Source organism: Mycobacterium sp. E342, assembly GCF_001667665.1.
Taxonomy (GTDB): Bacteria; Actinomycetota; Actinomycetes; order Mycobacteriales; family Mycobacteriaceae; genus Mycobacterium.
Window position 1 is genome coordinate 1 of record NZ_LZJM01000077.1, and the last position, 23,935, is coordinate 23,935.

The following is a 23,935-nucleotide window of genomic DNA, read 5'->3' on the forward strand; positions in this document are numbered from 1 at the left end:
CTCGAACCGCCTCGCCGTCGGCGCCGACCTGTTCGCCCAGACGGCTGCCGTGCTGGCTACGCGGGCCCGGCCGCTGGGCATCGAGATCGTCACCGCCGACCTGCGGGACGGCCTGCCCGACGGCGAGTTCTTCGGCGTCATCACCCAGCTGCCCGGCGCCAGCGGCCGGGCCCGCGTAGCCAGCACGGCAGCCGTCTGGGCGAACAGGTCGGCGTCGACGGCGAGGCGGTTCGAGGTGCCGCGGGTCGCGCGGTGCATCAGGGTCATGGCCTCGGCCGCCGCGGTGCCCTCGTCGAGCATCGACGCGTTGGCGACCTCCAGCCCGGTCAGGTCGGCCACCATCGTCTGGAAATTCAGCAGCGCCTCCAGCCTGCCCTGGCTGATCTCGGGCTGATACGGCGTGTAGGCGGTGTACCACGCCGGGTTCTCCAGGATGTTGCGCAACAGCACCGGCGGGGTGAGCGTGTCGTAGTAGCCCTGGCCGATCATCGAGACCGCCACCGTGTTGGCCTCGGCCAGCGCCCGCAGCTCCGCCAGGGCCTCCGTTTCGGTGACGGCCGGAGGCAACTCGTCCAGGCCCGGTGCCACGCCGGTGCCGCCGAGCTTGTCGAGGATGCCCGCGGGGACGGCCTTGGTGGCAAGTTCGTCGAGCGAATCGACTCCGATGACGCTGAGCATGGCCGCGACGGCCTGGGCGTCCGGGCCGATGTGGCGGGCTGCGAAGGTTGTGTGGTCCGGCACGGGCGGGTCTCCTGAAGTGGCGGCAGAGGCAGAGGACTAGCGGCCCTCTCCCTCTGTCTTCACCCGTTCGCCGGGCGCCTGAGAGATTCGGCGCCCGTTGGTGTCTGAGCGCCTTTCCCCATCGGCGGGTGCTGACCTCAGGGGTCGGCACCGCTTTCCAGAGGCATCGTTTACCCGCGCGGTCCGGGTGCCTGAGAGGTTAGCGGAGAGGTGTTGCTCCTTCGGCGTCCGTGACTGGCCGCCACGGAACTCTCCCGCACGAGTGCGATGCGTGACCCAGTTTACCTGTCCGGGTCGCGCGGACGCGTTCAGCCGATCTTGCGGTCGCGGTGCTTGCGCCGGGAGGCCAGCTCGTCCTCGGGCGCGGCGATCGACTCGCCGCCATCGGCCCGCTCGCCGGGGAAGTCGGCGATCACGCCGGTCAGCTCGCGCATGGCGCCGGATACGGCGATGCCGAACACGCCCTGCCCGCCCTGCAGCAGGTCGACGACCTCTTCGGCCGACGTGCATTCGTAAACCGTGGTGCCGTCGGAGAACAACGTGATGTTGGCCAGGTCCTGCACGCCGCGCTGGCGCAGATGATCGACCGCAACCCTGATGTTGTGCAGCGAGATCCCGGTGTCGAGCAGACGCTTGACGATCTTGAGGACCAGGATGTCCTTGAACGAGTACAGCCGCTGGCTGCCCGAGCCCGCCGCGCTGCGGATGGACGGCACCACCAGCGAGGTGCGCGCCCAGTAGTCCAGCTGGCGGTAGGTGATTCCAGCAATCTGGCAGGCGCTGGGGCCGCGGTATCCGACCAGCTCGTCGGGCACCGAGTCGTCGGGAAACAGTCCGGGCTGCACGGGTGCTTCCGGCACGGCGGTCGCGTGGTCAGCTAGGTCCAGCTGTTCTTGGCGTGGCTGCTCGCTCACGGTGCTTCCTCTCGCCGATCGCGCTTTCGTTTCCAGCTGCGTCACTGGCTGCGTCGCAGCCACGTTTGCTCAGGCCCGAGTGCTAGAGAGCTTACGCGCTTCGATAGCTACCGCACCCTTAAGTCGTGATCAAAGTATGGCCGCCGCCGGGCCAAGTGAGGGCGCTATCCGCCAGGCGTGTCGACATCCCGGCGCTAGTTGAGACAGATCCGTGATGTCGATGTCCAGGGTAGTACGCGCACTGCGGGCCCCCAAACCGCGCGCAAATCGCCCGCGAAGGGGGCCCGGAATCGCCCTGGAATCACCTACGTGGCCTTGAAATCGTCGGGAGACACGCTGTCGAGAAACTCCTTGAATTTCTCCACCTCGTCCTCGCGGACGGCGGTGCCGCCCTCTTCGTCGGTCTCGTCGGGGATGAGCAGGCCGGCCTGGGCCAGCACGGCCTCCTCGACGTAGATCGGAACGCCGACACGCAGCGCGATCGCCACCGAATCGGAGGGTCGCGCCGACACGGTGATGTTGCGGTCGAAGACCAGGTCGGCGTAGAACGTGCCCTCTTGGAGGTCGACGATCCGTACCTCTTTCAGCGAATGGCCAAGCGCGGCAATGACATCCCTGATCAAATCGTGTGTCAGCGGGCGGGGGGGCTCGACCCCCTGCTGTTCGAGCGCGATCGCGGCAGCCTCCGATTGGCCGATCCAGATCGGCAGGTATCGGTCGCCGTCGGTCTCGCGCAGTAACAGGACCGGCTGGTTCTGGGGCTGCTCCACGCGAATGCCGACAACACGAACTTCGCCCATTTGTGTCTGCCCTCCGCATATGCTGCCGTGTCGGTTCTTGGCGCAACGACGACGCCGAATTCTCGCTATGCCGCCGAAAACCAAGCTATCGACGAAGTCTAGTCCTCAGCGATGAAGAACGTCGCGAACGGCGGATTTGATCAGCGACGTGTGCAAGGTGATGGCCAACGCCGCCACCTCCCGGGCCAGGTCGTCGGCGCGGTCACGGGCGCCGGCCTTGTCGGCTTTGACTACCGGCCCGGCGATTTGGGCGATCAGGTCCGATTGCCGATCGGCCGCCGACCGGAAAGCGCGCAGATGCCGCGGTTCCACGCCGTATTCGGACAGCGCCCGCGCGCACTGCAGGATGACGACGGCGTGTTCGTCGAAGAAGCCGCCGGGGCCGGTGGTGATCACCCCCGCCTTCCGCAGCGCCGTCAACAGGTCGTCGTCCACCCCGGAGCGCTCCAACAGGTCTTCACGGCTCAGCCGAATGCTCGACGGCGCCACCGCGGCCGTGTCGGATCCGGGCCGGTGGCCCGCCTCGGCAGCGGCCTCCCCGACTCCCGCCACGGACACCAGGCGCGGCGCAGTGTAGGGCGAGCCGGAGGGCGGCAGCTCGCCGTCGGGCTGGGCGTCCAATTGCGCCCGGATGACCTTGAGCGGTAGGTAGTGATCGCGCTGCGCGGTCAGGATAAAACGCAACCGGGCGCAGTCGTATGCGGTAAATCTCCGATAGCCAGACGCGGCGCGCTGCGGCGTCACCAGTCCCTCGGCCTCCAAGAACCGAATCTTGGAGATCGTGACATCGGGAAAGTCCGGTCTCAATAATTCCAGGACCGTCCCGATCGACATCCCGGCCAGCGCCGGGCTATCGGGCGCGCTCACTAGCCTCCGGATCCTCCGTCCTCACCCTGCTTGGGCCCGGTCAAAAACACCAAGCGGAACTTGCCGATCTGCACCTCGTCGCCGTTGGCGAGCACCGCCGAGTCCACGGGCTCCCGGTTGACGTACGTGCCGTTAAGGCTACCGACATCGACCACGTTGAATTCGTTGTTTTCCAACCTGAATTCGGCGTGGCGGCGGCTGACGGTGACGTCGTCGAGGAAGATGTCGCTGTCGGGGTGCCGACCGGCCGACGTGATGGGCTGGTCGAGCAAGAACCGCGACCCTGCGTTCGGTCCCCGCTTGACGACCAGCAGTGCCGAGCCCGCCGGGAGGCCTTCCACCCCGGATACCGCACTCTCGGTGCCCGCCTGCGCGGGGGCGTCCAGTTCGTTGAGGAAGTCGGCGCGGAAGACGGAGGTCGTCTCCACCGTGACTTCGTCAGAGGTCTGGTCGTTGTCCATGTCCGTCACGCGCTGCTCCTCACTGGCCGCTGTGGCGTTGTTTGACCGGGCCGCTCGGCCGGCTGCTCACTACGTTTCTTCGCCCGGTACTGCCGATTACCGAGACCGGGGCCTTCAAGTGTCGATGTGTCGACGGTACCGCGCATAGGTCTGCGATGTGCCCCCCACCCGACGATCGAAAGACCGATATCCCGCCTTTCCCCCGCCGGCCTGCCGCGCCGCTCGCGTCGCCGCGGGGGGCTGGCAGGCACATTAGCAACCGTCATTCGGTCAACGTTCCGCGGTAGGCCTCGGCGTCCAGCAGCGACGAAATGGCCGACTCCAATGCGGCGGTGTCGGCCACCTGGACGTCCACCAGCCATCCCGCCCCGTACGGGTCGGAGTTGACCAGCTGCGGACTGCCCTCCAGGTCGGCGTTCACCGCGGACACCGTGCCCGATACCGGGGCGTACAGATCCGACACCGATTTCGTCGACTCGACCTCACCGAACGACTCACCCGCGGTCAGTTCGGTGCCGACCTCGGGCAGCTGAACGAAGACCACGTCGCCCAGCGCCGACTGGGCGAAGTCGGTGATCCCGACCCGCGCAGTGTCCTGACCGCTTCGGCGAACCCACTCGTGTTCGGCGGTGTAGTGCAGGTCGGGTGGGATGTCGCTCACGAGTAGTCCTGTTCTGTTGGCGAATTGCTCACTTGACGGGCTGAGCGTATTGGTGCGGTTTTGGTTGTCGCAAGGTGGTCACGTCCACCCGGTCGGCCTGCCGGACGGACATCCGCGCGCCGACACGCTTGATGCTGTCCTCGGCGCCGCCCGGTATGTTCATCGCCGCGGCCAGGGTGGGTGGATCGCCAATCGCCAGAATCGAATACGGCGGCGACAGCGTCTTGTTGTCGACGGTCAGCGAGCCAGGCATGCCCACCACCCAGGTATCGACACCTACCCGCACCGACTGATGCGCGTCGTTGATCTCGATTGCCTCCGCGCCGGCGGCACGCAGTTCGTTGATGACGTCGAGCATGACCTCCGGGGCGACGCCGGGCCCGGGATCGTCGATCGTGACGGTGACGCCCGGTCCGGTGGCCCCTACGGCACCGGCCAGAATGGACAGGGCCGCCAGCCTGGCCTGCGCGGCCGCAATGGCGGCCTGGTCGTTGTTGCCGGACGCCTGCAGGGAATTCAGCGTGTTCTGCAATTCGCTCACTTCGGCGTTGAGGGTGGCCTCCCGCTGCCGCAATGAATCCAGCAACACCAGCAAGTCCGCGGGGCGCGCCGTGTCCAGCGAATCGCCCGACTCGTTCTGGCGGACCTGCGTGACGATGGCGATGCCCAACAGCAGGCACAACAGGACCGCCAACGTTCCGAACGCCATCCGCGAGCGGCCGGCGCGGAACAGCCCGGACAATCCCGTGCGGCGCACCGGTCCGATCTCCGGGCGGGGGCTTTTCGTCGGCAGTTCGTGACGGCCGTGCTGGGCGCGGCCCGCTGCTTCAGGGCTTTCGGTGGCGTCGTCTGCCGGGTCCGGGCTCACGCCGGCCTCATCCCCGTCATGGCGCCGCTCCTCTCCCCCGCAAGCGGGTGGAGGTTCCTCCCTCTGGGGGCGTACCCCCACGTCGTTTCTCTCTGCATCGTCGTCGGCTCGGTCACGCCCCGAACAGCCGGCGCCGCAGTGCCGCGGCGTTGCCGAAGATGCGGATTCCCAACACCACGATGATGGCCGTGGACAACTGCGTGCCGACTCCCAATTGATCGCCGACGTACACGATCAGGGCAGCCACGAAAACGTTGAAAACGAACGAGATCACGAAGACTTTGGGATCGAAGATCCGCTCCAGATAGGCGCGCAACCCGCCGAACACCGCGTCGAGCGCCGCGACCACCGCGATGGGCAGGTACGGCTGGACGACCTCGGGCACGGCGGGGTGGAAAACCAGGCCGAGCACGATCCCGATCGCCAGCGCCGCGATACCGATCATGCTCGATGTCCCATCCGCGACTCGCACAGAGGGTGCTGGCTGCCGAGGAGTTTTCTCACTGTGGCCCAATCTGTTTGGCGAATTTCACATCCCGGATCGATCCGGCGGGAAGTGTCATCCCGTCGGCGGTGTCGACCGTGACGACGACACCGTAGGAGGCCTCGAGCAGCTTGAGGCGCTGCCTGCCGGAGCTTTGGTCGAAGACGTCGCGCATCGCCCGTGGCGGTCCCACCGCCAGGATCGTGTACGGGCTGCTGGTGGGGTTGTTGTCGACCAGGATCGCCCCGCCGGCCTGCCGGATGGTCGCGTCGGGCCCGATGCGCACGCCCCCGACCGAAATCGCCTCGGCGCCGCTGGCCCACAACGAGTTGACCACCAGCTGCAGGTCCCGGTCCAGGATGATCTGCCTGCTGCCGCTGATTCGCTGCTTGGACACGTCGGAAAGGTTCGGGCCGGCGCCCGGATCGGTCACGGTCACCTTCAGGCCGGGGCCGATCACCGCCGTGCTGGCCGCCGCCAGCCCCAGCGCGTCGAGGCGGGCCAGCAGCCGCTGCCCTTCGGCGTCGTCGGCCAGCGCGCGGCGCTGCACGCCGTCCGCTCGTGAAGACAGCTCGCTGCGCCGCTGGGCGAGTTTGGCCGCCGAGTTCTCCGTCGAACGCACATTGCCCAGCAGCAGCTGTTGCGCGGAGCGCACGCCGGGGGCGACCGAGCGGGCCTGCGCTACCGCGGCCGCGAAGACGGTGGCGATGAGCAGCGCAGCCAGCGCCTGCCACAGCCAGCTCGCGGCGCGTTGACGCGCCCCCCCAGGGTGGTCGGCGTCGCTCCGCTTGGCGGCGGCCGCGGCATAACCGGGATCCAGGTGTTCGGACAGCAGGGCGCGCAATAGGGAGGGCACCGGGATCAGCTGCGGGCGCGAGGCCACATGCGCGCTGCGGCCGGCGTTCGGGTCGTAGCCGCCGAGCAGGCGGTCACCGTCAGCCATGTTCGACCGCCTTGGACGCGGCGGGCGGGCGGGCACCGTGTCTGAGCCGGGGCATCCGGCGCACCACCAACGTCATCTGCACCACGTACAGCGCGAACGACCAGAGGTAGGCGTACATGCCCCAGATGAGGAACGCCCAGCCGCAGGCCCCGACGACCCGGCTCCACAGCGCGTCCCACGTCCCGAGCAGCACCAGCGGAAAACCGGACATCAACGCGAACGTAGCGGCCTTCCCGATGTAGGTCACCGGCAGCGCGGACAGGCCGCGGCTCCACAGCAGCGGCAGCGTCGCGGCCAGCAGCCCGTCGCGGGCCAGCAGGATGGCGACGAACCACCACGGCACGATCCCGCTCAACGCCATCACGACGGGAACGCCGACCATATACAGGCGGTCGACCGCCGGGTCGAGCAGGACACCCAGCCGCGATGACTGGTCGAGCAGCCGGGCGATCTTGCCGTCGGCCCAGTCGGACGCACCGCTGAACATCAAGATCCCGACCGCCCAGCCGTTGGCGTGCGCGACCAGCAGGGCGTAGGCGAACACACCGATGAGCACCAGGCGAATGGCGCTCAGCGCGTTGGGCACCGTCAGCACCCGGTTGGGCGGAAGCGCCGGCTCCATAAGCCGTGACCTTAGTCGAATGCCGACTGGGCGGCTGACCGCACACTCGGCGCCCGAGCCGCCATCGGGACTAGCGGCGATCGCAAGCGCGGCGGAGCCGGGCGCTGCGGGTCGCCGCCATCTGGACTAGCGGAAGACCCCGGGCAGGCTCAGGGTCGACAGCGTGTCGTCCGACAGCGGGTTGTCGTTGACCATGTAGGTCCACGTCGACGTCGGCCGGGCCAGCTTGGAAAGATCCAGGCCCTGTTCCTCTTCCAGGACGTTGGCGGTCTCGAATGTCTGCTGGGCGGCCTCGATCGCGTCGGCGGCGAGCGACGCGAACGCGTCGACCGCCAACCGGTGGAACTCGTCCAGCGGGTTCTGCCGGCCCAGCGCCCGCAGGTGGATGCTTTCCCGGATGTCGGCCAGGTACGCCAGGTGATCGGCCCAGCCGCGGTCGAGGTGATAAAGCATGATCTGCCTGCAGATGGCCTCGAGGCGATCTTCGGGGATGTCCTCAGCCAGCTCCTTGTACCGCTTGGGTGCCAGTTCGGCGAGCTCCTCGCGCGCGGTTGGGGTGCGCAGCAACGTGTTTCGTCGATCGACGATGATGGCGCGCTGTTGGGCGATGAGCTGGTTGTAGCGCCAGGTGTTGGCGTGCACGTCCAGCATCCGGCCTTCGGCGACGCGCTGGGCGTGGTCGAGCAGCCCGGCCGCCTTGGGGCTGACGATCCGGCCGTCCTCGTCGGTCTCCATAGGCAACTTGTTGTGGTCGAGGTTGGCCGCCACGACGTCGTCTTCCCAACTCGAGAAGAACACCGACGAGCCCGGGTCGCCCTGGCGACCGGCGCGCCCGCGCAGCTGGTTGTCCAGTCGCTCGGTGTGGTGCCGGCCGGTCCCCACCACGTGCAGCCCGCCGAGCTCGGCGACCCTGTCGTGGTCGGCCTCGTCGGAGCCCCCGAGCCGAATGTCGGTGCCGCGCCCCGCCATCTGCGTCGACACGGTGACCACGCCGAACTTGCCGGCCTCGGCGATGACCTCCGCCTCCTCGGCGTCGTTCTTCGCGTTGAGCACCACCGCGGGCACGCCGCGGCGCAGCAGCCGCTCGTGCAGTTCCTCCGACTCGGCGACGTCGCGGGTGCCGACCAGCACCGGCTGCCCGGTCTCGTGCACCTCGGCGATGTGCGCGACGATCGCGTCGTTCTTGGCGGCGGCGGTGATGTAGACGCGGTCGGACTCGTCCTCGCGAATGTTGGGCTTGTTCGGCGGGATTGGGGAGACGCCGAGCTTGTAGAACTGGCGCAGCTGCTCCCCGGCGGCCAGCGCGGTGCCGGTCATGCCGCACACGGTTTCGTAGCGGTTGATCAGCGCCTGGACGGTGATGGTGTCGAGCACCTCCCCGGTTTCGGTGGTCTCGATCCCCTCTTTGGCCTCGACGGCCGCCTGCAGGCCGTCCGGCCAGCGCTGCAGCTGCGCGATGCGCCCTCGGGAGGCGTTGATCAGGTGCACGGCGTCGTCGCGGACGATGTAGTGGACGTCGCGCTGCAACAGCACGTGCGCGTGCAGGGCGACGTTCACCTCGGTCAGGGTCGTGCCGACGTGCTCCTCGGAGTAGATGTCGATGCCGCCGAGCGCCTTCTCCACTTTGCGGGCGCCGACGTCGGTGAGATGGACGTTGCGGCTGTCGGAGTCGGTGTCGTAATCGGTCCCGGCCTCCAACTCGCCGACCAGCTTGATGATCTCCAGCCGCGGGGTCTCGCGGTGGGTCGTGCCCGCCAGCACCAGCGGCACCAACGCCTCGTCGACCAGCACCGAGTCGGCCTCGTCGATCAGCGCCACGTCGGGATTGGGCGACACCAGGTCGTCGACGTCGACCACGAGTTGGTCGCGCAGGACGTCGAAGCCGATCTCGTTGACCGAGGCGTAGGTGACGTCGCAACCGTAGGCCGCGCGGCGCTCCTCGCTGGTCGATTCGGCGGTGATCCAGCCGACCGTCAACCCCATCGCCTCGATTAGCGGGCCCACCCACTCCGCGTCGCGGCGGGCCAGGTAGTCGTTGATGGTCACCACGTGGACGTGGCGGCCGGCCAGCGCGTAGCCGGCCGCCGCGATCGCCCCGGAGAGCGTCTTGCCCTCACCGGTGGCCATTTCGATGACGTCGCCGGCGAGCATGCGCAGCGCCCCGAGCAACTGCACGTCGAACGGACGTAGGGCCGTCGACCTGTCCGCCGCCTCCCGGGCGATGGCGAGGAACTGCGGGATGTCTTCGGACTCGGCGAGGTCGTCGAGTTTGAGCAGTCCGGCGGCCTTGCGCAGCTGCTCGTCGGTGAGGCCGGCGGCTTCCTCGTCGTATTCGGACGAGTCGGTGACCTGGGCGAGGGATCGGCTGCGGTTCTTCTCGGTGCTGGCGCCGAGCAGTCGCCAAAAACGGCTGCTCAGGCGGCCGGTCTGCGGGCGGGTGGTCTTTGGCACAGGTCAACGGTACGCGACCCGCCAGCGTGCGTGTCCGTCCGCGACACGCGGTTCACGCCAGGTTGGAGCGGCGGGGATAGGCCACGCTGGGGTCGGTGAGGACGTTGACGACCGCGGGCAGGCCGCTGCCGAAGGCGCGTTCCAGCGCGGGCCGCAGCTCGGCCGGGGCGGAGACCAGCTCGCCGTGGCCGCCGAGGGCGCGCACCACCTCGTCGTAGCGGGTTCCCGGGCGCAGTTCGGCCACCACCGAATAGCCGTACAACGCCTCCATCGGGTGCTTCTCCAGTCCCCAGATTCCGTTGTTGCCGATCACCGAAACCACGGGCACGTTGTGCCGCACCAGGGTGTCCCATTCCATGCCGCTGAAGCCGAACGCGCCGTCGCCCTGCAGCAGGACGACCTGGCGGTCCGGCCGGGCCAGCTTCGCGGCCAGGGCGTAGCCGGGGCCCGACCCGAGGCAGCCGAAGGGGCCGCTGTCCAGCCAGCAGCCCGGCTGGTAGCTGTCGATCACCCGTCCGGCGTAGGAGCCGAAATCACCCCCATCGATGACGACGATGGCGTCGCGGTCCAGCATCGGGGCGAGCTCCGCGTACACCCGCATGGGATGCAGCGGGATGCGATCGTCGGCGAGCTCCGCCTTCTCCTTGCCGCGCGCCGCGGTCTCGGCCGTCCGCAGCTCGTCGATCCAGCCCCGGTGATCGGTCCCCCCACCGGCCGCCAGCGCCGCGAGGGTTGACAGCAGATCCCCGTAGAGCTCGGCCTCGACCGGGCGGGGGTGTTTGCGCTCGGGTTCGGCCCGGTCGACCACGATGAGCCGGGTTTGTGGCCCGAACACGGCGCCGAAGCCGAGCCGGAAGTCCATGGGCACCCCGACGATGAGCGCAACATCGGCCTCGCCCAACGCTTTTCCGCGCACCCGCGAGAACGCCAGCGGATGATCGGCGGGCACCGCGCCGCGGGCCATTCCGTTCATCAACACCGGGATCTGCAGTTCCTCGGCGAGACGTAGGAGGGCCGCCTCCCCGTGTCCCCACCAGACGTTGGTGCCCGCCATGATCACCGGCCGCTTCGCCCTGGACAGCAGACCGGCGGCACGGCCGAGCGCGTCGCCGTCGGGGGTCGGCCCCGGCGGCAGGTCGGCGAGGGCGCCGGGGCCGCCGTGATCCTCGGACATCGAAAACACGTGGTCCATGGGGAAGTCGACGAAGCCGACGCCCGACGGCGCACCGACCGCCGCCCGCAACGCCTCGTCGACGAGCCGCCCCGCGTCCTCGGCCGACTGCGCCGTGGCGGCGAAGCGGGCCAGCGGCGCCACGAACGGCACGTGGTCGATCTCCTGCAGCGAGCCCATGCCCCACCGCCCCGCGGGCGCCCGCCCGCCCAGCACGACGAGCGGCGACTGGTTCTGCTGCGCGGCCGCCATCGCGCTCATCCCGTTGGTGACGCCCGGCCCGGCGGTGAGCGCGGCGACACCGGGAACCCGCGTCACTTTCGACCAGCCCTCGGCGGCGAAGGCCGCGGTCTGCTCATGCCGGGTGTCGATCAGCCGCACGCCCTCCGCTCGGCAGCCGTCGTAGAGGGAGAAGAGGTGGCCGCCGGACAACGTGAACACGGTGTCGACACCGCTGGCCCGCAGGCGCCGCGCGATGAGCCGGCCGGCGTGCAATGTTTGTGTGGGGATGGCGTCGGTGCTCATGACCGCAGCCTATCCAGATACTTCGGGTACCTTCGCCGGAGGATTTCAAGTTCCAGCAGAGTCCACCAGCGACCGTGAGGAGACAGCGACCATGGGCCCAAAGCCGTTCAAGCCCTCGATCGACTGGTCGACGGCCACCATTGATTCCTTGCGGTGGGTAGCCATCGCATGGCTCATCAGCGCGGTGGCGCTCTTCATCGTGCTGGTCGCCTTCAGGTATCTCACGCCGTGGGGCCGCCAGTTCTGGCGGATCACCCGCGGGTACTTCGTCGGGGCCCACAGCGTGCGCGTGTGGCTGATGCTCGGAGTGCTGTTGCTGTCGGTACTCCTGTCGGTGCGGCTCATGGTGTTGCTCAGCTACCAGGGCAACGACCTGTACACAGCGGTGCAGAAGGCGGTGCAGGGTCTCGCGGCCGACGACGACGCGGTCAAACAGTCCGGGATTCACGGCTTCTGGATGTCGATCGCGATCTTCAGCGTGCTCGCGGTCCTGTACGTCATCCGGTTCATGATCGACATCTACTTGACGCAGCGGTTCATCATCGCCTGGCGCATGTGGCTGACGGCGAATCTCACCGACGACTGGCTCGCCGGGCGGGCCTACTACCGCGACCTGTTCATCGACCACACCATCGACAACCCCGACCAGCGCATCCAGCAGGACATCGACATCTTCACGGCCAATGCGGGCGGAACCCCGAACATCCCGTCCAACGGCACCGGCAGCACCTTGCTGTTCGGGGCCGTCAACGCCGTGGCTTCGGTGATTTCCTTCGCGGCGATCCTGTGGAACCTGTCCGGAAATCTCACCGTGCTCGGTGTTGACGTGCCACGAGCGATGTTCTGGACGGTGCTGGTTTACGTGCTGGTCGCCACGGTGGTGGCGATATGGTTGGGCCATCCCCTGATTCGGCTCAGCTTCGACAACGAGAGGCTCAACGCCGCGTTCCGGTACGCCCTGGTGCGATTGCGCGACGCGGCGGAGGCCGTGGGTTTCTATCGGGGTGAGCGCGTGGAGCGGATGCAGCTGTGGCGGCGCTTCACCCCGATCATCGACAACTACCGCAAGTTCGTCCGCCGAACCATCATCTTCAACGGATGGAACTGGTCGGTCTCGCAGGCGATCGTCCCGTTGCCGTGGGTGATTCAGGCGCCGCGGCTGTTCGCCGGCCGGATCGATTTCGGCGACGTGGGTCAGAGCGCGACCGCCTTTGGCAATATTCAGGATTCGCTGTCGTTCTTCCGCAACAACTACGACGCCTTCGCCGCCTTTCGGGCGTCGATCATCCGGTTGCACGGCCTGGTTGATGCCAACGAGAAGGGGCGCGCGCTGCCGACCATTCTGGTCAAGCCGAGCGAAGAGACCGCCGTCGAGCTTCGTGACCTCGAGGTGCGCACGCCGGCCGGTGACCGGCTGATCGACCCGCTGGATGTGCGACTCGCCGAAGGGGATTCGCTGGTGATCACCGGCCGCTCCGGCGCCGGCAAGACCACGTTGCTGCGCAGTCTGGCGGAGTTGTGGCCGTACGCCTCGGGCACCCTGTGCCGCCCGGACGGCGACAACGCGACGATGTTCCTGTCGCAGTTGCCATACGTGCCGCTGGGAAGCCTGCGCACCGTGGTCTGCTACCCGAATTCCCCGGATGGCATCTCCGATGACGAACTGCGGGAGGTACTCACCAAAGTCGCCCTGGCGCCACTGCTCGACCGGCTCGACGAAGAACGGGACTGGGCCAAGGTGCTTTCACCCGGCGAGCAGCAGCGTGTCGCCTTCGCGCGCATCCTGCTGACCAAACCCAAGGCGGTATTCCTCGACGAGGCCACCTCGGCGCTGGACGAGGGGCTGGAATTCGCGCTGTACCAACTTCTGCGGACCGAATTGCCGGACTGCGTGGTGGTCAGCGTCAGTCATCGGCCCACCGTCGAGCAGCACCACGAACAAGAGTTGCAGTTGCTCGGCGGCGGCCCGTGGCGACTGGGCCCCGTGGAGGAAAAAAAGGAACCCGCTCCGGTCTAACGGCTTTGGGCCGCGCGCGCTCCGGCTCCGGATCCTCACGCGCCTACGCGCCCCCGGCCCCGCCGGCCGCGTGCGCTCCGGCGCGGCGGCCGAAGAACGACCCCTCCCCCAGCTGCGTCCCGCTGGCGTAGCCCTTGCCGTCCTGGGCGATGTTCGAGGCGCAGGCCCCGGCCGCATACAAGCCCGGCACGACGGAGCCGTCCTGACGCAGCACCTCGCCGTCCATGGACGTGGCGAGCCCACCGATGGTGAAACCGGCGTACATCGCCTTCCCCAGTGACATGTCGAACGCGCCCCAGGGCCCTTGGTCTTGCGCGGCGAGGAATTCGGGCTGTTTGTGGAAATCGGGGTCCTCGCCGCGGGCGGCGTTGGCGTTGTAACGATCCAGCGTCGCTACCAGGTTGCCCTCCGGAATACCAAGTGCGGCTTCCATTTCCGGGACGGTCTCCCATCCGTCGATCAGCGGGACCAGCGGCATCTTGGGGTGCTCCAGGTGCGCCTCGTCGACGATGAGGAACGCGGCGCTGTCCGGCTGGTCCATGATGAACCCGGAAGTCCTCGAATGGTACGAATCCTCGGCGACGAAGCGCTGGCCGAGTTTGTTGACGACGATCCCCGTCAACAGGATGGACGGCGGGTAGGGCGGGGCCGTGATGAAGATCTGGTCCATGTGTTCGGTGGCGCCGCCCGCCGAGACGCCCATGCGGATGCCCAGGCCGTCGTCGTACGTGTTGCCCAGCACGAACGGTTTCTCAGCCAGCTTCGGGGTGTACTTGGCCACCATCTCCGGGTTCATCACGAACCCGCCCGCAGCGATGATCACCGACTTTGCCCTGACCGCACCGGTTTCGGAGAACTGCTTCCACATGACACCGCTCACCGCGCCGGAACCGTCGACGATGAGCTCGGTGGCGCCCGTCTCGTACCGGATCTGCACGCCCAGGCTCGCGGCACGCTTGAGCAGCAGGTCGATCACCATGCTGGCGCCGCCGGTGTCACCGGGCACCGGCACCTTGTGTCCGCGCGGCGCCGGCACCGCCTTCTCCAAGAACGGCCACACCTTCTCGTTGCCGGTGAACATCAGGCCCTCGGTGTTGGGCTGGATGACCGCCTTGCCGGGGAAGTAACTGCGCTCGAATTGAAAACCCAGGTCTTCCAGCCAGTTGAAATGCTCGACGCTGCCCTCGCAGTAGGCGCGGATTTTGTCGTGGTCGGGCTGGCGGGACACGGCGACCAGGTACTTGTACATCTCCTCGGGCGAGTCGGAGTGACCGGTCGCCTCCTGAACCGCCGTTCCGCCACCCAGGTAGAAGTGGCCCCCGGCAAGCGACGTGGTGCCGCCCGCCACCGCGGCCCGTTCCAGCACCAGCACCCGCGCCCCGGCGGCCGCAGCACTGACGGCGGCGCAGCCACCCGCGATACCGAAGCCGACCACGACTACGTCGACGTCATCGGACCACGACGTGACGTCGTCCGCGCTGACCGTTGCCGGTATTTCGGTGCTCATTTGCGCCACTCCTCGTCATCACTGCGTTCTGCATCGTCGCCGGCGCGGTTCACCGCTGCTCCTGTTTGATGTAGTCGTAGAACGCCCTCATCTCGGGCGCAATGTAGGCGATCTCCACGAACGGCACCGCCGCCTGCGGCGCCGACACGTAACCGAACTGGATCCCGCCGGGCATCACACCTTGCTGCACCACTTTCGCCCCGAATCTCGCGGATCCGGCCAACGCCGCCTCGAACTGCTCGGGGCTTTCCACCTCCATGCAGATGTGGTGCAGACCGGGCCCGGATTGGCGCAGAAAGTCACTATAGATGTTCTCACCACGGACCGGTTGGATCAGCTCGAGTTGCATGTCGCCGAGGTAGCTCAGTGAGATGCTGGCGACGAAATCGGCCGGATTGCCGAGGTAGCTGCACGAGTCCGGAGCAAAGTGCACGTCGGGGATCCGGACCCATTTGCGCACGCCTAACATGCCGGTGAGCGCGTTTTCCGTGGCGTCAAGATCGGTGGTGACCCACGCGATCTGCGTCGGCGATTGAACGGGAAGGGTCATCGTCTCGCAGGATAGTCCAGTGGTTCGGCCCCCAGGAAGGCCCGCGCCAACTTTGCCGTGACGAGCCGCCGCGGTCCCGCCGGAACCGGGTGAACATGTTCTAATTTGCGTCGGCGATCGTCAATGCCGGGCCAGCATGTCCACCAGCAACCGAAGCTGGGCGTCGAACACCGCCTCCGGGTCGGTCAGCGTGTCGGTGCCGTATTGCCCGAACACCTCGAGGCTGATCGCACCCAACACGCCCGCCCACAGCAGAAAGCATTTGGCGACGACCTCGTCATCGCCGGGGAACCCGAATTCCTGGCGGATCCGGTCAAAGTCCGACGACATCGGTTGGGGCGCAACGGCATCGGTGAGCCGGATGTCTCCGGTGGCAATCCCGGACGCCACCGCGTCGAAGAAGGCGGCCACCACTCTGGTTCCCACGGCCACGGTGCGCTCGGGCGGCGCGTGATACCCGGGCACGGGACTGCCGTACAGCAGAGCCCAGCGGGCCGGGTGCGCGACGGCCCATCGCCGCGCCGCCCGGGAAATCGCGACGACGTCGTCACTCCAAAGGTCCCCGACCGCCTCACGGGCCCGGTCCACGGAGTCGGCAAGGTCCGTGTAGGCGTCGACCAGCAGCAGAGTCAGCAGTTCATCCCGGCTGGACACGTACCGGTAGACCGCCGACGACACCATGCCGAGGTCCCGGGCGATCGCGCGCACGGACAATCCGGCCGCGCCGCGGTCGACCAACTGCTGGCGACCGAGCTGGACGATGCGCGCCTCGATTTGCTCCCGCGTTTCCTGGCGTTTGCCCACGTGGCCAGTCTGGCACAACCGAGATCACTGCTCTTGCTTTCTGCGCAGGACTGTGGCATCGTACGGGCTTGAGAGAGCACCGCTCTCGTTTTATCCCGCAGGGAGGACACGACATGTCGACGCGATACGAAGAGCCGAACGGTCTCGCGCGGGCCGCGAACGCGGTGATCCGCTGGCTTGCGGAGATGGGCGTCAGCATCGCCGGGACGCGCGCGCTGCGGGTCCGCGGGCGAAAGAGCGGCAAGCCGCGGTCGGTGGTCATCAACCTGCTCACCGTCGACGGCGTGGAATATCTGGTCTCACCCCGGGGCGACACCCAGTGGGCACGCAACGTCAGAGCCGCGGGCGTCGTCGAGACGGGCCCCCGCTGGCGCAGGCGGCGCGCCCGGGCCAGCGAGGTTGCCGACTCGGCAAAGCCGGAGCTGCTGCGGCGCTACCTGGACCGCTGGTACTGGCAGGTCAAGGACTACGTCGCGGGGCTGACGCCGGACGGCACCGAGGAGCAGTTCCGGGCCGCCGCCCCGACTATCCCGGTGTTCGCCCTCGCGGAGGCCGACGCGGCTCGCTGAATCGCCTAGCGGGCACCGCCGCGCGCCACCCCGAGATCCTCGCGGACCTCTTCGGAGGTCGCCCGCCACGACACCGCCGCCGGGAAGTCACCCCAGACGCTGTTGAAGATCCCCACCAACAGCCCGGGACCGGCGCTTGAGGGCAGGTACACCGGGCCGCCGGAGTCACCATTGTGGCTCTGCACGCCGTGCGACATGGTGAACCAGCCGTTGTTCACGCTTTCCACCGTCCCGCAGGTCTCGCCGGTGCTCACACCGAAATGGCAGATCGCCTGTCCCGGCGCGAGCGCCGCCGCCGGATTCGAGATCAGCTGACGCCCGCCCGGCATGACGTTATTCGCCATCACCCCGTTGTCCAGCACGATCGCCTCATAGTCGGTGATCAACTGGTCGGTGGCCACCGTCGTACCGCTGGGCGTGTTGTCCCGGAACGCCGCCAAGCGGCCGATGACCGCGCCACCCCGGTCGGTGACGACCCCCTCACCACCCCGGCAGTGCCCCGCGGTGAACGCGATCTTCAGGCCGGGGTCGACGTAGCCCAGCGTGCAGACGCGGTTGCCCTGATGAATCTCCATGCCCGGATAGACCGCGACGGGGTCAGCTTGAGCCGGCGCAAGCGGCACGGATTGCGCGAGCGCGGCGACGGTGACCGACGCGGTCAATGCGCGCATTGCCAGGCGACGCACCATGAACTCCGATCCGTCGGGGCCAAATCTCGACCGATTTGAGATTACGGCGTGACTTTCGGTTACGCAGAAGTCTTCGCGCCGTCCGCCGCCCGCGTTACGGCGTGGCCGCGAGGGGAAGGGCCGCCTCTGGGTGGCCCGCGGTGCGCGGGGCCCAGCCCGGTGGGCCGAACACGTAGCCCAACCGATCGCGCAGGCGGGTCGCCGATCGCCAGTCCCGGGCGATCGCGACGTACTCGCGGGTCTGCAGCTTCCAGATGTTGAACGTGTCGACCTGCTTGGTCAGCCCGTAATGCGGGCGGAACAACTCCGCCTGGAAGCTGCCGAAAAGCCGGTCCCAGATGATGAGGATGCCGCCGTAGTTCTTGTCGAGGTAGATCTGGTCCATCCCGTGGTGCACCCGATGGTGGGACGGGGTGTTGAACAGGAATTCGAAGGGCCGTGGCAGCTTGTCGATCCGCTCGGTGTGTACCCAGAACTGGTAGATCAGGCTGACGGAGAAGCTGAAGAACACCATCCAAGGCGGAATTCCCAACAGCGGCAGAGGAACCCACATCAGGATCTCGCCGCTGTTGTTCCACTTCTGGCGCAGCGCGGTGGCGAAGTTGAAGTATTCGCTCGAGTGATGGGCCTGGTGCGTCGCCCAGATCAACCGCACCCGGTGTGCGATCCGGTGGTAGGCGTAGTACAGCAGGTCGACACCGAGCAGCGCGATGACCCACGTGTACCACCGGCCCGCCGAGAGTTGCCAGGGCGCCACATAGGCGTAAATCGCGGCGTAGCCGAACAGGGCCAGGGTCTTCCACGCCGCGGTGGTGCCCACCGAAACCAGTCCCATCGAGATGCTGGCCAGTGAGTCGCGGGTGAGGTACGCGCCGGAGACGGGCCGCCCGTCCTCGGCCATGCTTTTCAGCTTCCGGGCCGCCGTCCATTCCAGCGTCAACAGCAACAAGAAGAAGGGAATGGCGAGCAGCACCGGGTCCCGCATCTGCGGGGGCAGCGCCGACACAAAGCCTGAGACCGTACTCACAGGGATAAGACTACGACGAACGACGGAACGGCCGGGTCGCCTCGGTCCGGTATGCGGCCCCCGCTGCGACCGACATCGACCGAAACCGCAGCAAACGACCCTAGCCGCGCCCGTCCGATTGCGCTTCGTCGCCTGCGTACCACTGCACCGCCCGGACTCCGGGCTGCAGGGACAGCTCCGCCACCAGCCGCTCCAGCCGGGATGGAGCGTCCCCGTCCATGAGCAGGTGCGCGGTCAAGGTGATCTCGTCTTCGCCGGCCTGACCGGTATGGATTCCGCGCAGCGTGATGTCGTTGCTGCTCGCGTGCTGCACGATCTGGGCGCGCGCGTACTTCTCGTGTTTCGGGCGAGAGATCACCTGCACCAGGTAGGGCCGCAGGCTCTCATCCTCGTCGCCGGTGTTGTCGCGATCGATCAGTCGGCCCAGCGGGCGTCCGAGCACGTGGATCCCGATCACGGTCCCGGTGCCGATCAACGCGAAGACCAGGTGGCCGGACGCCGCCAGGACGCCGATGGCGGCCGAACACCACAGGGTGGCGGCGGTGTTGAGGCCGCGTACGTTGACCCCTTCACGCAGGATCACCCCACCGCCGAGGAATCCGATACCGGACACGACGTAGGACGCGACCCTGGTGGGGCTGGTGTCCGTGGTGGCGGCGGCGTACAGCACGAACAACGTCGCGCCGCCGGCGACGAGCGCGTTCGTGCGCAGGCCGGCCCGCCGTGCCCGCCATTGCCGCTCCAGGCCGATGAGGGCGCCGCAGCCCACCCCGACGGCAAGCCGGAGTGCGAAATCCACGACGCTCAGCGTCTCCACCGGTACTCCCTCCCCCTCGTTCCCGGCCTCGCAAGGCCGCTGTAGCCGCAGCTAACCAGGCCCAGGTGAACGGCGGGTGGACCACAATCCAATCGGTCGCATGGCGTCCACGCGCGCGAAACCTGCGGGCAACCGACGGGACCGCGTGGCTGCGCCCAGCTAGCCCTTGTTGAGTTGCTGGGGGCAGTAGTACTTCGCCGCGATCGCCAGGAACGACGTCGCGTGATCCGTGGTGAGCCCGGGGTTTTGGCCTTTGAGTTCGTTGACCATCTGGGGGCCGTACTCGCCGTTGCCCATCGACTCGCACACCGCCTTGGCGAATTGGACGGCCGCCTCCGGCGACTTGTAGGTGATGCCCGCGCTCCGCAGCGACGCGAGGAAGCTGGACTCGTCGACGCCACCGGTGTCGGGGTCGCCGTGCGCGGGCGCGGCGAGCATGATCACGGCGCAACCACCGATCAGCGTCACCAGCAGCCTCATAGCTGGCGATTGTCTCATGTCGAAGTGTCGTGCGCAGTGCGGCATTGAGATCGCTGAATCACGTTGCCTCTCACGTTGACTCGGCGATCACCGCCGCGCGTCAGGCCTTGCTGAGTTGGTGCGGGCAGTAGTACTTCGCCGAAAGCATGGCGAAGTTGGACGCCATCTCCATGTCCATGCCCGGGTTGTGCGTCTTCACGTCGTGCACGACCTCTAGGCCCGACTCGCCGTTGTTGAGGCACGAACACACCGCCCGGCCCGCCCCGACGGCCGCGTCCGGGCTGGCGAAGGTGAAACCGGCTTGATGCAGCGCGGCGAGGAACGCGCCGTCATCACCGTCGGGTACCGGCGGAGGGCCCGCGTATGCCGGTGCGGCCAGGCCGATCACGAGGGGGACGCCTAGGAGGACTAGTAGCCGTTTCATTTCCTACCTTCTCTCATGTCGACGGGACGACGCGTTGACGGCGGAACTCGTCCAGTCACCGATGAACAACGTTGCTGCCTAACCCATTTGAGCGGCGCCGGGCACGACTTTGGACTTGTCGCCCTTCTTCAGATGCACCGCGTGGATGCCGGGTTTCTTCGCCAGCTGCTCGAGCAGGGCGTCGAGACCTTCCTGGTCGACGTTGTGGTGCTGCACCGTTTCCGGTTTCTCCGAGATCTGCGCGACCAGTCGCTTGAGCTGTTCGGGCGACTGTGAGTCTTTGAGGTCCTTGATCGGTTTCATCCGGTTGCGCACACCGGCACCGACCACGGTGGGCCCGCCGGCGCCGAGCGCGCTTCCCAGCATCCCCGCCATCCCCATGGAACTGAACAGGCTGCCCTCGCCCAGCGCGGCCGCGGGCACGGCCTCCGGCCCGGCGGCCGACAGCGCGGCGGCCACCGTACGGATGGCCGGCGTGGACGTGGCCCAGCTCGGCGGAACCGACAGCTTGCCCACCAACGTGCCAGCGTTGCCCATGCCCGCTATCGGGCTGATCGCGCTGAACAGTGTGCCGCGGCCGAAGCCCAATGCCCCGAGCCCCGCTCCCAGGGCATCCTTCGGCAGCGCGCCATAAGCGATGGGCGGCGTGAACTTCAGCCACTGCGACAAGGGGAAGTTGATCAACAGCCCGATGTCGTTGTACTGCGTCGTCAGGCCGAGGGGAACCTTGACCGCGTTGTACATGGCAGTGATCAATGGGGTGCCCCCGGGAGTGGTCCCGAAGCCCTTCAAGAATGTCGTTATGGCCGTGTTGTATTGGGTCGCCAGCTGTGAAAGCCATGCCAGGAGCGGGTTGCCCGCGGTCGCGGTCGTACTCAGCGAGCTGGCTGCCGCGGTGACGGTGGACCCCGCGTTGCCGGCCGACGTGCCCGCAGCCTGGGTCATCGCGGCCGTTTGCATCGTCGTGCCCGCGCCGCTGGTGGTCGTCGGCGGCTGCGCGAACGGCGTGAACTTGGTCGCGGCCTCCGACGTGCTGGCGTAGGTGTCCATCGCCACGGCGTCCTGGGCCCACATTTCGCCGTACTGCGTCTCGGTGGCGGCGATCGCGGCCGTGTTCTGCCCGAACAGGTTGGTCGCCATCAGCTGGGCCAACAGGGCGCGATTCTCCGCGATCACCGGTGGTGGCACGTGGGCGGCGAACGCCGCCTCGTAGGCGCTTGCCGCCGAGGCGGCCTGGGTCGCGGCTTCCTGCGCCTGGACGGCGGTTTGTTGCATCCAGGCCACGTAGGGGGTGGCCGCCGCCGCCATCGCCTGAGACGACGGACCCGCCCAGGGCCCGGTGGTCAGGCTCGCGATCACCGACGAATACGCCGAGGCCGTCGACTGCAGCTCGGTGGCCAGGTTCTCCCAGGCGGTCGCCGCCGCCACCAGCGACTCCGCTCCCGGCCCGCTGTACATCCGGCCCGAGTTGAACTCCGGCGGAAAGGCTCCGTAAAACATCGTTGTCTCCCCTACTCGGGCGCTTGGGCGTGCGGTGCTGGGCTGCTGAGCGTGGTGGTCATCGGCGTCACTCCTCGATGCACGGGATCACGATGATGGTGGCCGCGGCGGGGTCGGCCTCGGCGACGGCGCTGCCCAGCGAGCCGGCGGCCGCGGCGGCACCGCCCACAGACCGGGTCGCGCTGGTGGCAACGGCGCGTCCCAGCAGGCTGGACAGGCCCATCTGGCTGAACACGCCCTCCTCACCGGTCAGGGCGGCGGCGGGCAAGGCTGCCATGTTGGTCGGCAACACCTGGGCCAGCGGTCTGATCGCGGGGGCGGCTTCGGTCCAGCCCTGGGGCACCGACATGTTGCCGACCAGGGCCGCCTTGCCCATGGACCCGGATACGGGCCCACCCACGGCGGAACTGAGCATGGGTTTCACGGCACTGGGGCCGCTGGTCAGGGGCGCCAGCGCTCCGGAAATGGCCTTCGGCCCGGCGAAATAAGCCTGGACGCCCTGCCCGTTCTGAGCCCAGGCGTATGTCTGCCCGAACGACAGGAACGGACCGCCGGGAATCGTGCTCCACGACTGGGGCGAGTATGGCCCGGTCAGCACCGACCAGATGTTGTTCCAGTAGTCCAGGTTCTGCCCAATTCCGGTGGTGAGCCCGGTCCCCGTCGTCCCGGCGCTCGGCGCCGCGTTGGAGACGTTGGAGACGGCCTGGGTCGTGGCGCTCAGGTGCGAGAGCTGCGCGGCGGTGTTCGAGCTGGACTGCGCACTGGACTGGGTGACCGCGGCCGCCTGCATCGGCGCGGCCGACTGGTTGGTGGTCTGGGGCGGCTCGGCGAACGGGGTCAGCTGCGATGCGGTCGCCGACGAGGCCGCGTAGCCGTACATTGCAGCGGCGTCCTGCGCCCACATCTCCATGTATTGGGCCTCGGTGGCGGCAATCGCCGGGGTGTTCTGGCCGAGGATGTTCGTGGCGATCAACGTCGCCAGCAGCGCGCGGTTGGCGGCGATCACCGGCGGCGGCACGGTGGCCGCAAAGGCCGCCTCGTAGGCGCCCGCGGCCAGCTTGGCCTGGGCGCCGGTCGCTTCGGCCTGAGCCCCCGTGGCATGGATCCACGCCACATAGGGGGCGGCGGCGGCGGCCATTGCTATCGACGACGGCCCCGTCCACGGTCCCGTTGCCAGCGCTTCGACCGCCGAGTTGTACGACGCCCCGGTGGCCTGCAACTCCGCGGCCAACTCGTCCCACGCCGCCGCGGCGGCCAGCAGCGGACCCGAGCCCGCACCGACATACATCCGCCCCGAGTTGATCTCCGGCGGAAGCGCTCCGAAATCCAGCATCTACTACCTCCGGTCCCCTGAGTGGCCGCCATGGTAGGCGCGGCTTTGCTGCCCTGGCCGCATCCGAACCACGGTTCTAATGAAACGCATCAAATCCACCATTGAGACCATGGATTTATTTCACACATGTCGGACAACTGACCATTTTCTCCTTACTCGAAGGGACCGGCGAAGATTGGCGTGTAGCCCGCCTGCTCGGCCACTCCACGAATATAAGGGAATTGTGACCGCACTGTATTCGGTCGGCGTTCCCGGCGGGTAACCGCGTGTAAAAGTTAAATGTCATCGCGCCGCCCTGGCGTGTGAGAACGTTGCCCTCCCAGTATTTTCGACATTGCATGAACACGCACGTCAGGACATTTTTCCGGCATAGTAAATCAACGGCTTGTGAGCAAATTCACAACCGCAGATTCATGCCACATAAATAGGACGGACCGACGCCACCGCGCCGATTCGCTAAATTACCCTGATGTATTGGTGTGAAATCTCAGAGCCCGAATGACCTCCTATTTCATACCCGTAAAACAGCACAAATACCCATATGCAGCAATGCTGCGAAACATCGATCGATTCAGGTCGGCGATCTCATAACGAGCGCGTCAGCCCGAACGATTACCGTCCTCGATCTCAAATCTCGTTTTCGCTGGCGAGAACCGACCGCACTGTCGGTGGCCGCTCTGTTACTGCCGGCACGCTCACGGACAGTCTGG

The 23,935-nt window shown here is 67.6% G+C and carries 23 protein-coding genes, 2 pseudogenes and 2 riboswitches; of the genes and pseudogenes, 3 read left to right on the top strand and 22 right to left on the bottom strand.

The window, feature by feature from the left end; all coding sequences use genetic code 11:
- Positions 1-49 precede the first annotated feature (49 nt).
- Positions 50-112 (top strand): annotated as a pseudogene (locus tag A5692_RS29700) (hypothetical protein); the annotation flags it as partial.
- A 47-nt stretch (positions 113-159) separates the two neighbouring features.
- On the opposite strand, the pseudogene A5692_RS04845 reads toward A5692_RS29700, so the two are convergent.
- From A5692_RS04845 to A5692_RS04900, 12 genes and pseudogenes are all read right to left on the bottom strand, one after another.
- Positions 160-741 (bottom strand): annotated as a pseudogene (locus tag A5692_RS04845) (glycine dehydrogenase (aminomethyl-transferring)); the annotation flags it as partial.
- A gap of 43 nt (positions 742-784) precedes the next feature.
- Positions 785-910, bottom strand: a riboswitch (glycine riboswitch).
- Positions 911-1,008: riboswitch (glycine riboswitch) on the bottom strand.
- Between the two features lie 41 nt (positions 1,009-1,049).
- Positions 1,050-1,655, bottom strand: coding sequence for a MerR family transcriptional regulator (locus A5692_RS04850; protein ID WP_068052739.1), 606 nt, complete (start codon positions 1,653-1,655; stop codon positions 1,050-1,052).
- 305 nt (positions 1,656-1,960) lie between these two features.
- Positions 1,961-2,455 (bottom strand): bifunctional nuclease family protein, encoded by a 495-nt coding sequence (locus A5692_RS04855; protein ID WP_046184273.1) that lies wholly within the window; start codon positions 2,453-2,455, stop codon positions 1,961-1,963.
- A gap of 105 nt (positions 2,456-2,560) precedes the next feature.
- Entirely contained in the window at positions 2,561-3,322 is a 762-nt protein-coding gene (locus A5692_RS04860; RefSeq protein ID WP_068052741.1) for a MerR family transcriptional regulator, read from the bottom strand.
- Positions 3,322-3,783 carry a glycogen accumulation regulator GarA gene (gene garA, locus A5692_RS04865; protein WP_276038948.1) on the bottom strand — a complete coding sequence of 154 codons (462 nt, stop codon included), beginning with the start codon at positions 3,781-3,783 and terminating at the stop codon, positions 3,322-3,324. Before garA ends, A5692_RS04860 begins: the two co-directional genes overlap by 1 nt.
- Positions 3,784-4,045: 262 nt before the next feature.
- On the bottom strand, positions 4,046-4,444 hold the full coding sequence (gene gcvH, locus A5692_RS04870; protein ID WP_067921506.1) for a glycine cleavage system protein GcvH: 399 nt from the start codon (positions 4,442-4,444) through the stop codon (positions 4,046-4,048).
- A gap of 28 nt (positions 4,445-4,472) precedes the next feature.
- Complete coding sequence (locus A5692_RS04875) at positions 4,473-5,312, bottom strand: DUF881 domain-containing protein (RefSeq protein WP_068052744.1); 840 nt, start codon at positions 5,310-5,312, stop codon at positions 4,473-4,475.
- Positions 5,313-5,424: 112 nt separating this feature from the next.
- Complete coding sequence (locus A5692_RS04880) at positions 5,425-5,757, bottom strand: small basic family protein (RefSeq protein WP_007170008.1); 333 nt, start codon at positions 5,755-5,757, stop codon at positions 5,425-5,427.
- A 55-nt stretch (positions 5,758-5,812) separates the two neighbouring features.
- A complete protein-coding gene (locus A5692_RS04885) occupies positions 5,813-6,739 on the bottom strand; it encodes a DUF881 domain-containing protein (protein WP_068052747.1) in 927 nt (308 codons plus the stop codon).
- The gene (locus A5692_RS04890) at positions 6,732-7,361 is read right to left on the bottom strand and encodes a CDP-alcohol phosphatidyltransferase family protein (protein WP_068052750.1); all 630 of its coding nucleotides are present in this window, start codon (positions 7,359-7,361) and stop codon (positions 6,732-6,734) included. Before A5692_RS04890 ends, A5692_RS04885 begins: the two co-directional genes overlap by 8 nt.
- Before the next feature lie 126 nt (positions 7,362-7,487).
- Positions 7,488-9,812 carry an accessory Sec system translocase SecA2 gene (secA2, locus tag A5692_RS04895; protein WP_068052753.1) on the bottom strand — a complete coding sequence of 775 codons (2,325 nt, stop codon included), beginning with the start codon at positions 9,810-9,812 and terminating at the stop codon, positions 7,488-7,490.
- A gap of 52 nt (positions 9,813-9,864) precedes the next feature.
- Positions 9,865-11,508, bottom strand: coding sequence for an acetolactate synthase (locus A5692_RS04900; RefSeq protein WP_068052757.1), 1,644 nt, complete (start codon positions 11,506-11,508; stop codon positions 9,865-9,867).
- Between the two features lie 91 nt (positions 11,509-11,599).
- Here A5692_RS04900 and A5692_RS04905 point away from each other — a divergent pair, with 91 nt between their 5' ends.
- Entirely contained in the window at positions 11,600-13,525 is a 1,926-nt protein-coding gene (locus A5692_RS04905) for an ABC transporter ATP-binding protein/permease (protein ID WP_068052760.1), read from the top strand.
- Positions 13,526-13,568: 43 nt separating this feature from the next.
- Here A5692_RS04905 and A5692_RS04910 read toward each other — a convergent pair whose 3' ends face one another.
- From A5692_RS04910 to A5692_RS04920, 3 genes are all read right to left on the bottom strand, one after another.
- Complete coding sequence (locus A5692_RS04910) at positions 13,569-15,032, bottom strand: FAD-binding protein (protein WP_068052763.1); 1,464 nt, start codon at positions 15,030-15,032, stop codon at positions 13,569-13,571.
- Positions 15,033-15,081: 49 nt separating this feature from the next.
- Positions 15,082-15,582 carry a VOC family protein gene (locus tag A5692_RS04915; RefSeq protein ID WP_068052766.1) on the bottom strand — a complete coding sequence of 167 codons (501 nt, stop codon included), beginning with the start codon at positions 15,580-15,582 and terminating at the stop codon, positions 15,082-15,084.
- Between the two features lie 120 nt (positions 15,583-15,702).
- Positions 15,703-16,386 (bottom strand): TetR/AcrR family transcriptional regulator, encoded by a 684-nt coding sequence (locus tag A5692_RS04920; protein ID WP_197514356.1) that lies wholly within the window; start codon positions 16,384-16,386, stop codon positions 15,703-15,705.
- Between the two features lie 113 nt (positions 16,387-16,499).
- On the opposite strand from A5692_RS04920, the gene A5692_RS04925 reads away from it, so the two are divergent.
- On the top strand, positions 16,500-16,955 hold the full coding sequence (locus A5692_RS04925) for a nitroreductase/quinone reductase family protein (RefSeq protein WP_068052773.1): 456 nt from the start codon (positions 16,500-16,502) through the stop codon (positions 16,953-16,955).
- Positions 16,956-16,960: 5 nt separating this feature from the next.
- Here A5692_RS04925 and A5692_RS04930 read toward each other — a convergent pair whose 3' ends face one another.
- The 7 genes from A5692_RS04930 to A5692_RS04960 form a co-directional block, all read right to left on the bottom strand.
- Complete coding sequence (locus A5692_RS04930; protein ID WP_068052775.1) at positions 16,961-17,644, bottom strand: hypothetical protein; 684 nt, start codon at positions 17,642-17,644, stop codon at positions 16,961-16,963.
- 94 nt (positions 17,645-17,738) lie between these two features.
- The gene (locus tag A5692_RS04935; RefSeq protein ID WP_068052778.1) at positions 17,739-18,671 is read right to left on the bottom strand and encodes a sterol desaturase family protein; all 933 of its coding nucleotides are present in this window, start codon (positions 18,669-18,671) and stop codon (positions 17,739-17,741) included.
- Positions 18,672-18,771: 100 nt separating this feature from the next.
- The gene (locus tag A5692_RS04940; RefSeq protein WP_068052782.1) at positions 18,772-19,488 is read right to left on the bottom strand and encodes an MgtC/SapB family protein; all 717 of its coding nucleotides are present in this window, start codon (positions 19,486-19,488) and stop codon (positions 18,772-18,774) included.
- A gap of 159 nt (positions 19,489-19,647) precedes the next feature.
- The gene (locus tag A5692_RS04945; protein ID WP_068052784.1) at positions 19,648-19,968 is read right to left on the bottom strand and encodes a DUF732 domain-containing protein; all 321 of its coding nucleotides are present in this window, start codon (positions 19,966-19,968) and stop codon (positions 19,648-19,650) included.
- 100 nt (positions 19,969-20,068) lie between these two features.
- Positions 20,069-20,392 (bottom strand): DUF732 domain-containing protein, encoded by a 324-nt coding sequence (locus A5692_RS04950; protein ID WP_068052787.1) that lies wholly within the window; start codon positions 20,390-20,392, stop codon positions 20,069-20,071.
- A 78-nt stretch (positions 20,393-20,470) separates the two neighbouring features.
- The gene (locus A5692_RS04955) at positions 20,471-21,892 is read right to left on the bottom strand and encodes a PPE family protein (RefSeq protein ID WP_068052790.1); all 1,422 of its coding nucleotides are present in this window, start codon (positions 21,890-21,892) and stop codon (positions 20,471-20,473) included.
- A 67-nt stretch (positions 21,893-21,959) separates the two neighbouring features.
- The gene (locus A5692_RS04960) at positions 21,960-23,225 is read right to left on the bottom strand and encodes a PPE family protein (protein WP_068052793.1); all 1,266 of its coding nucleotides are present in this window, start codon (positions 23,223-23,225) and stop codon (positions 21,960-21,962) included.
- Positions 23,226-23,935: the final 710 nt, after the last annotated feature.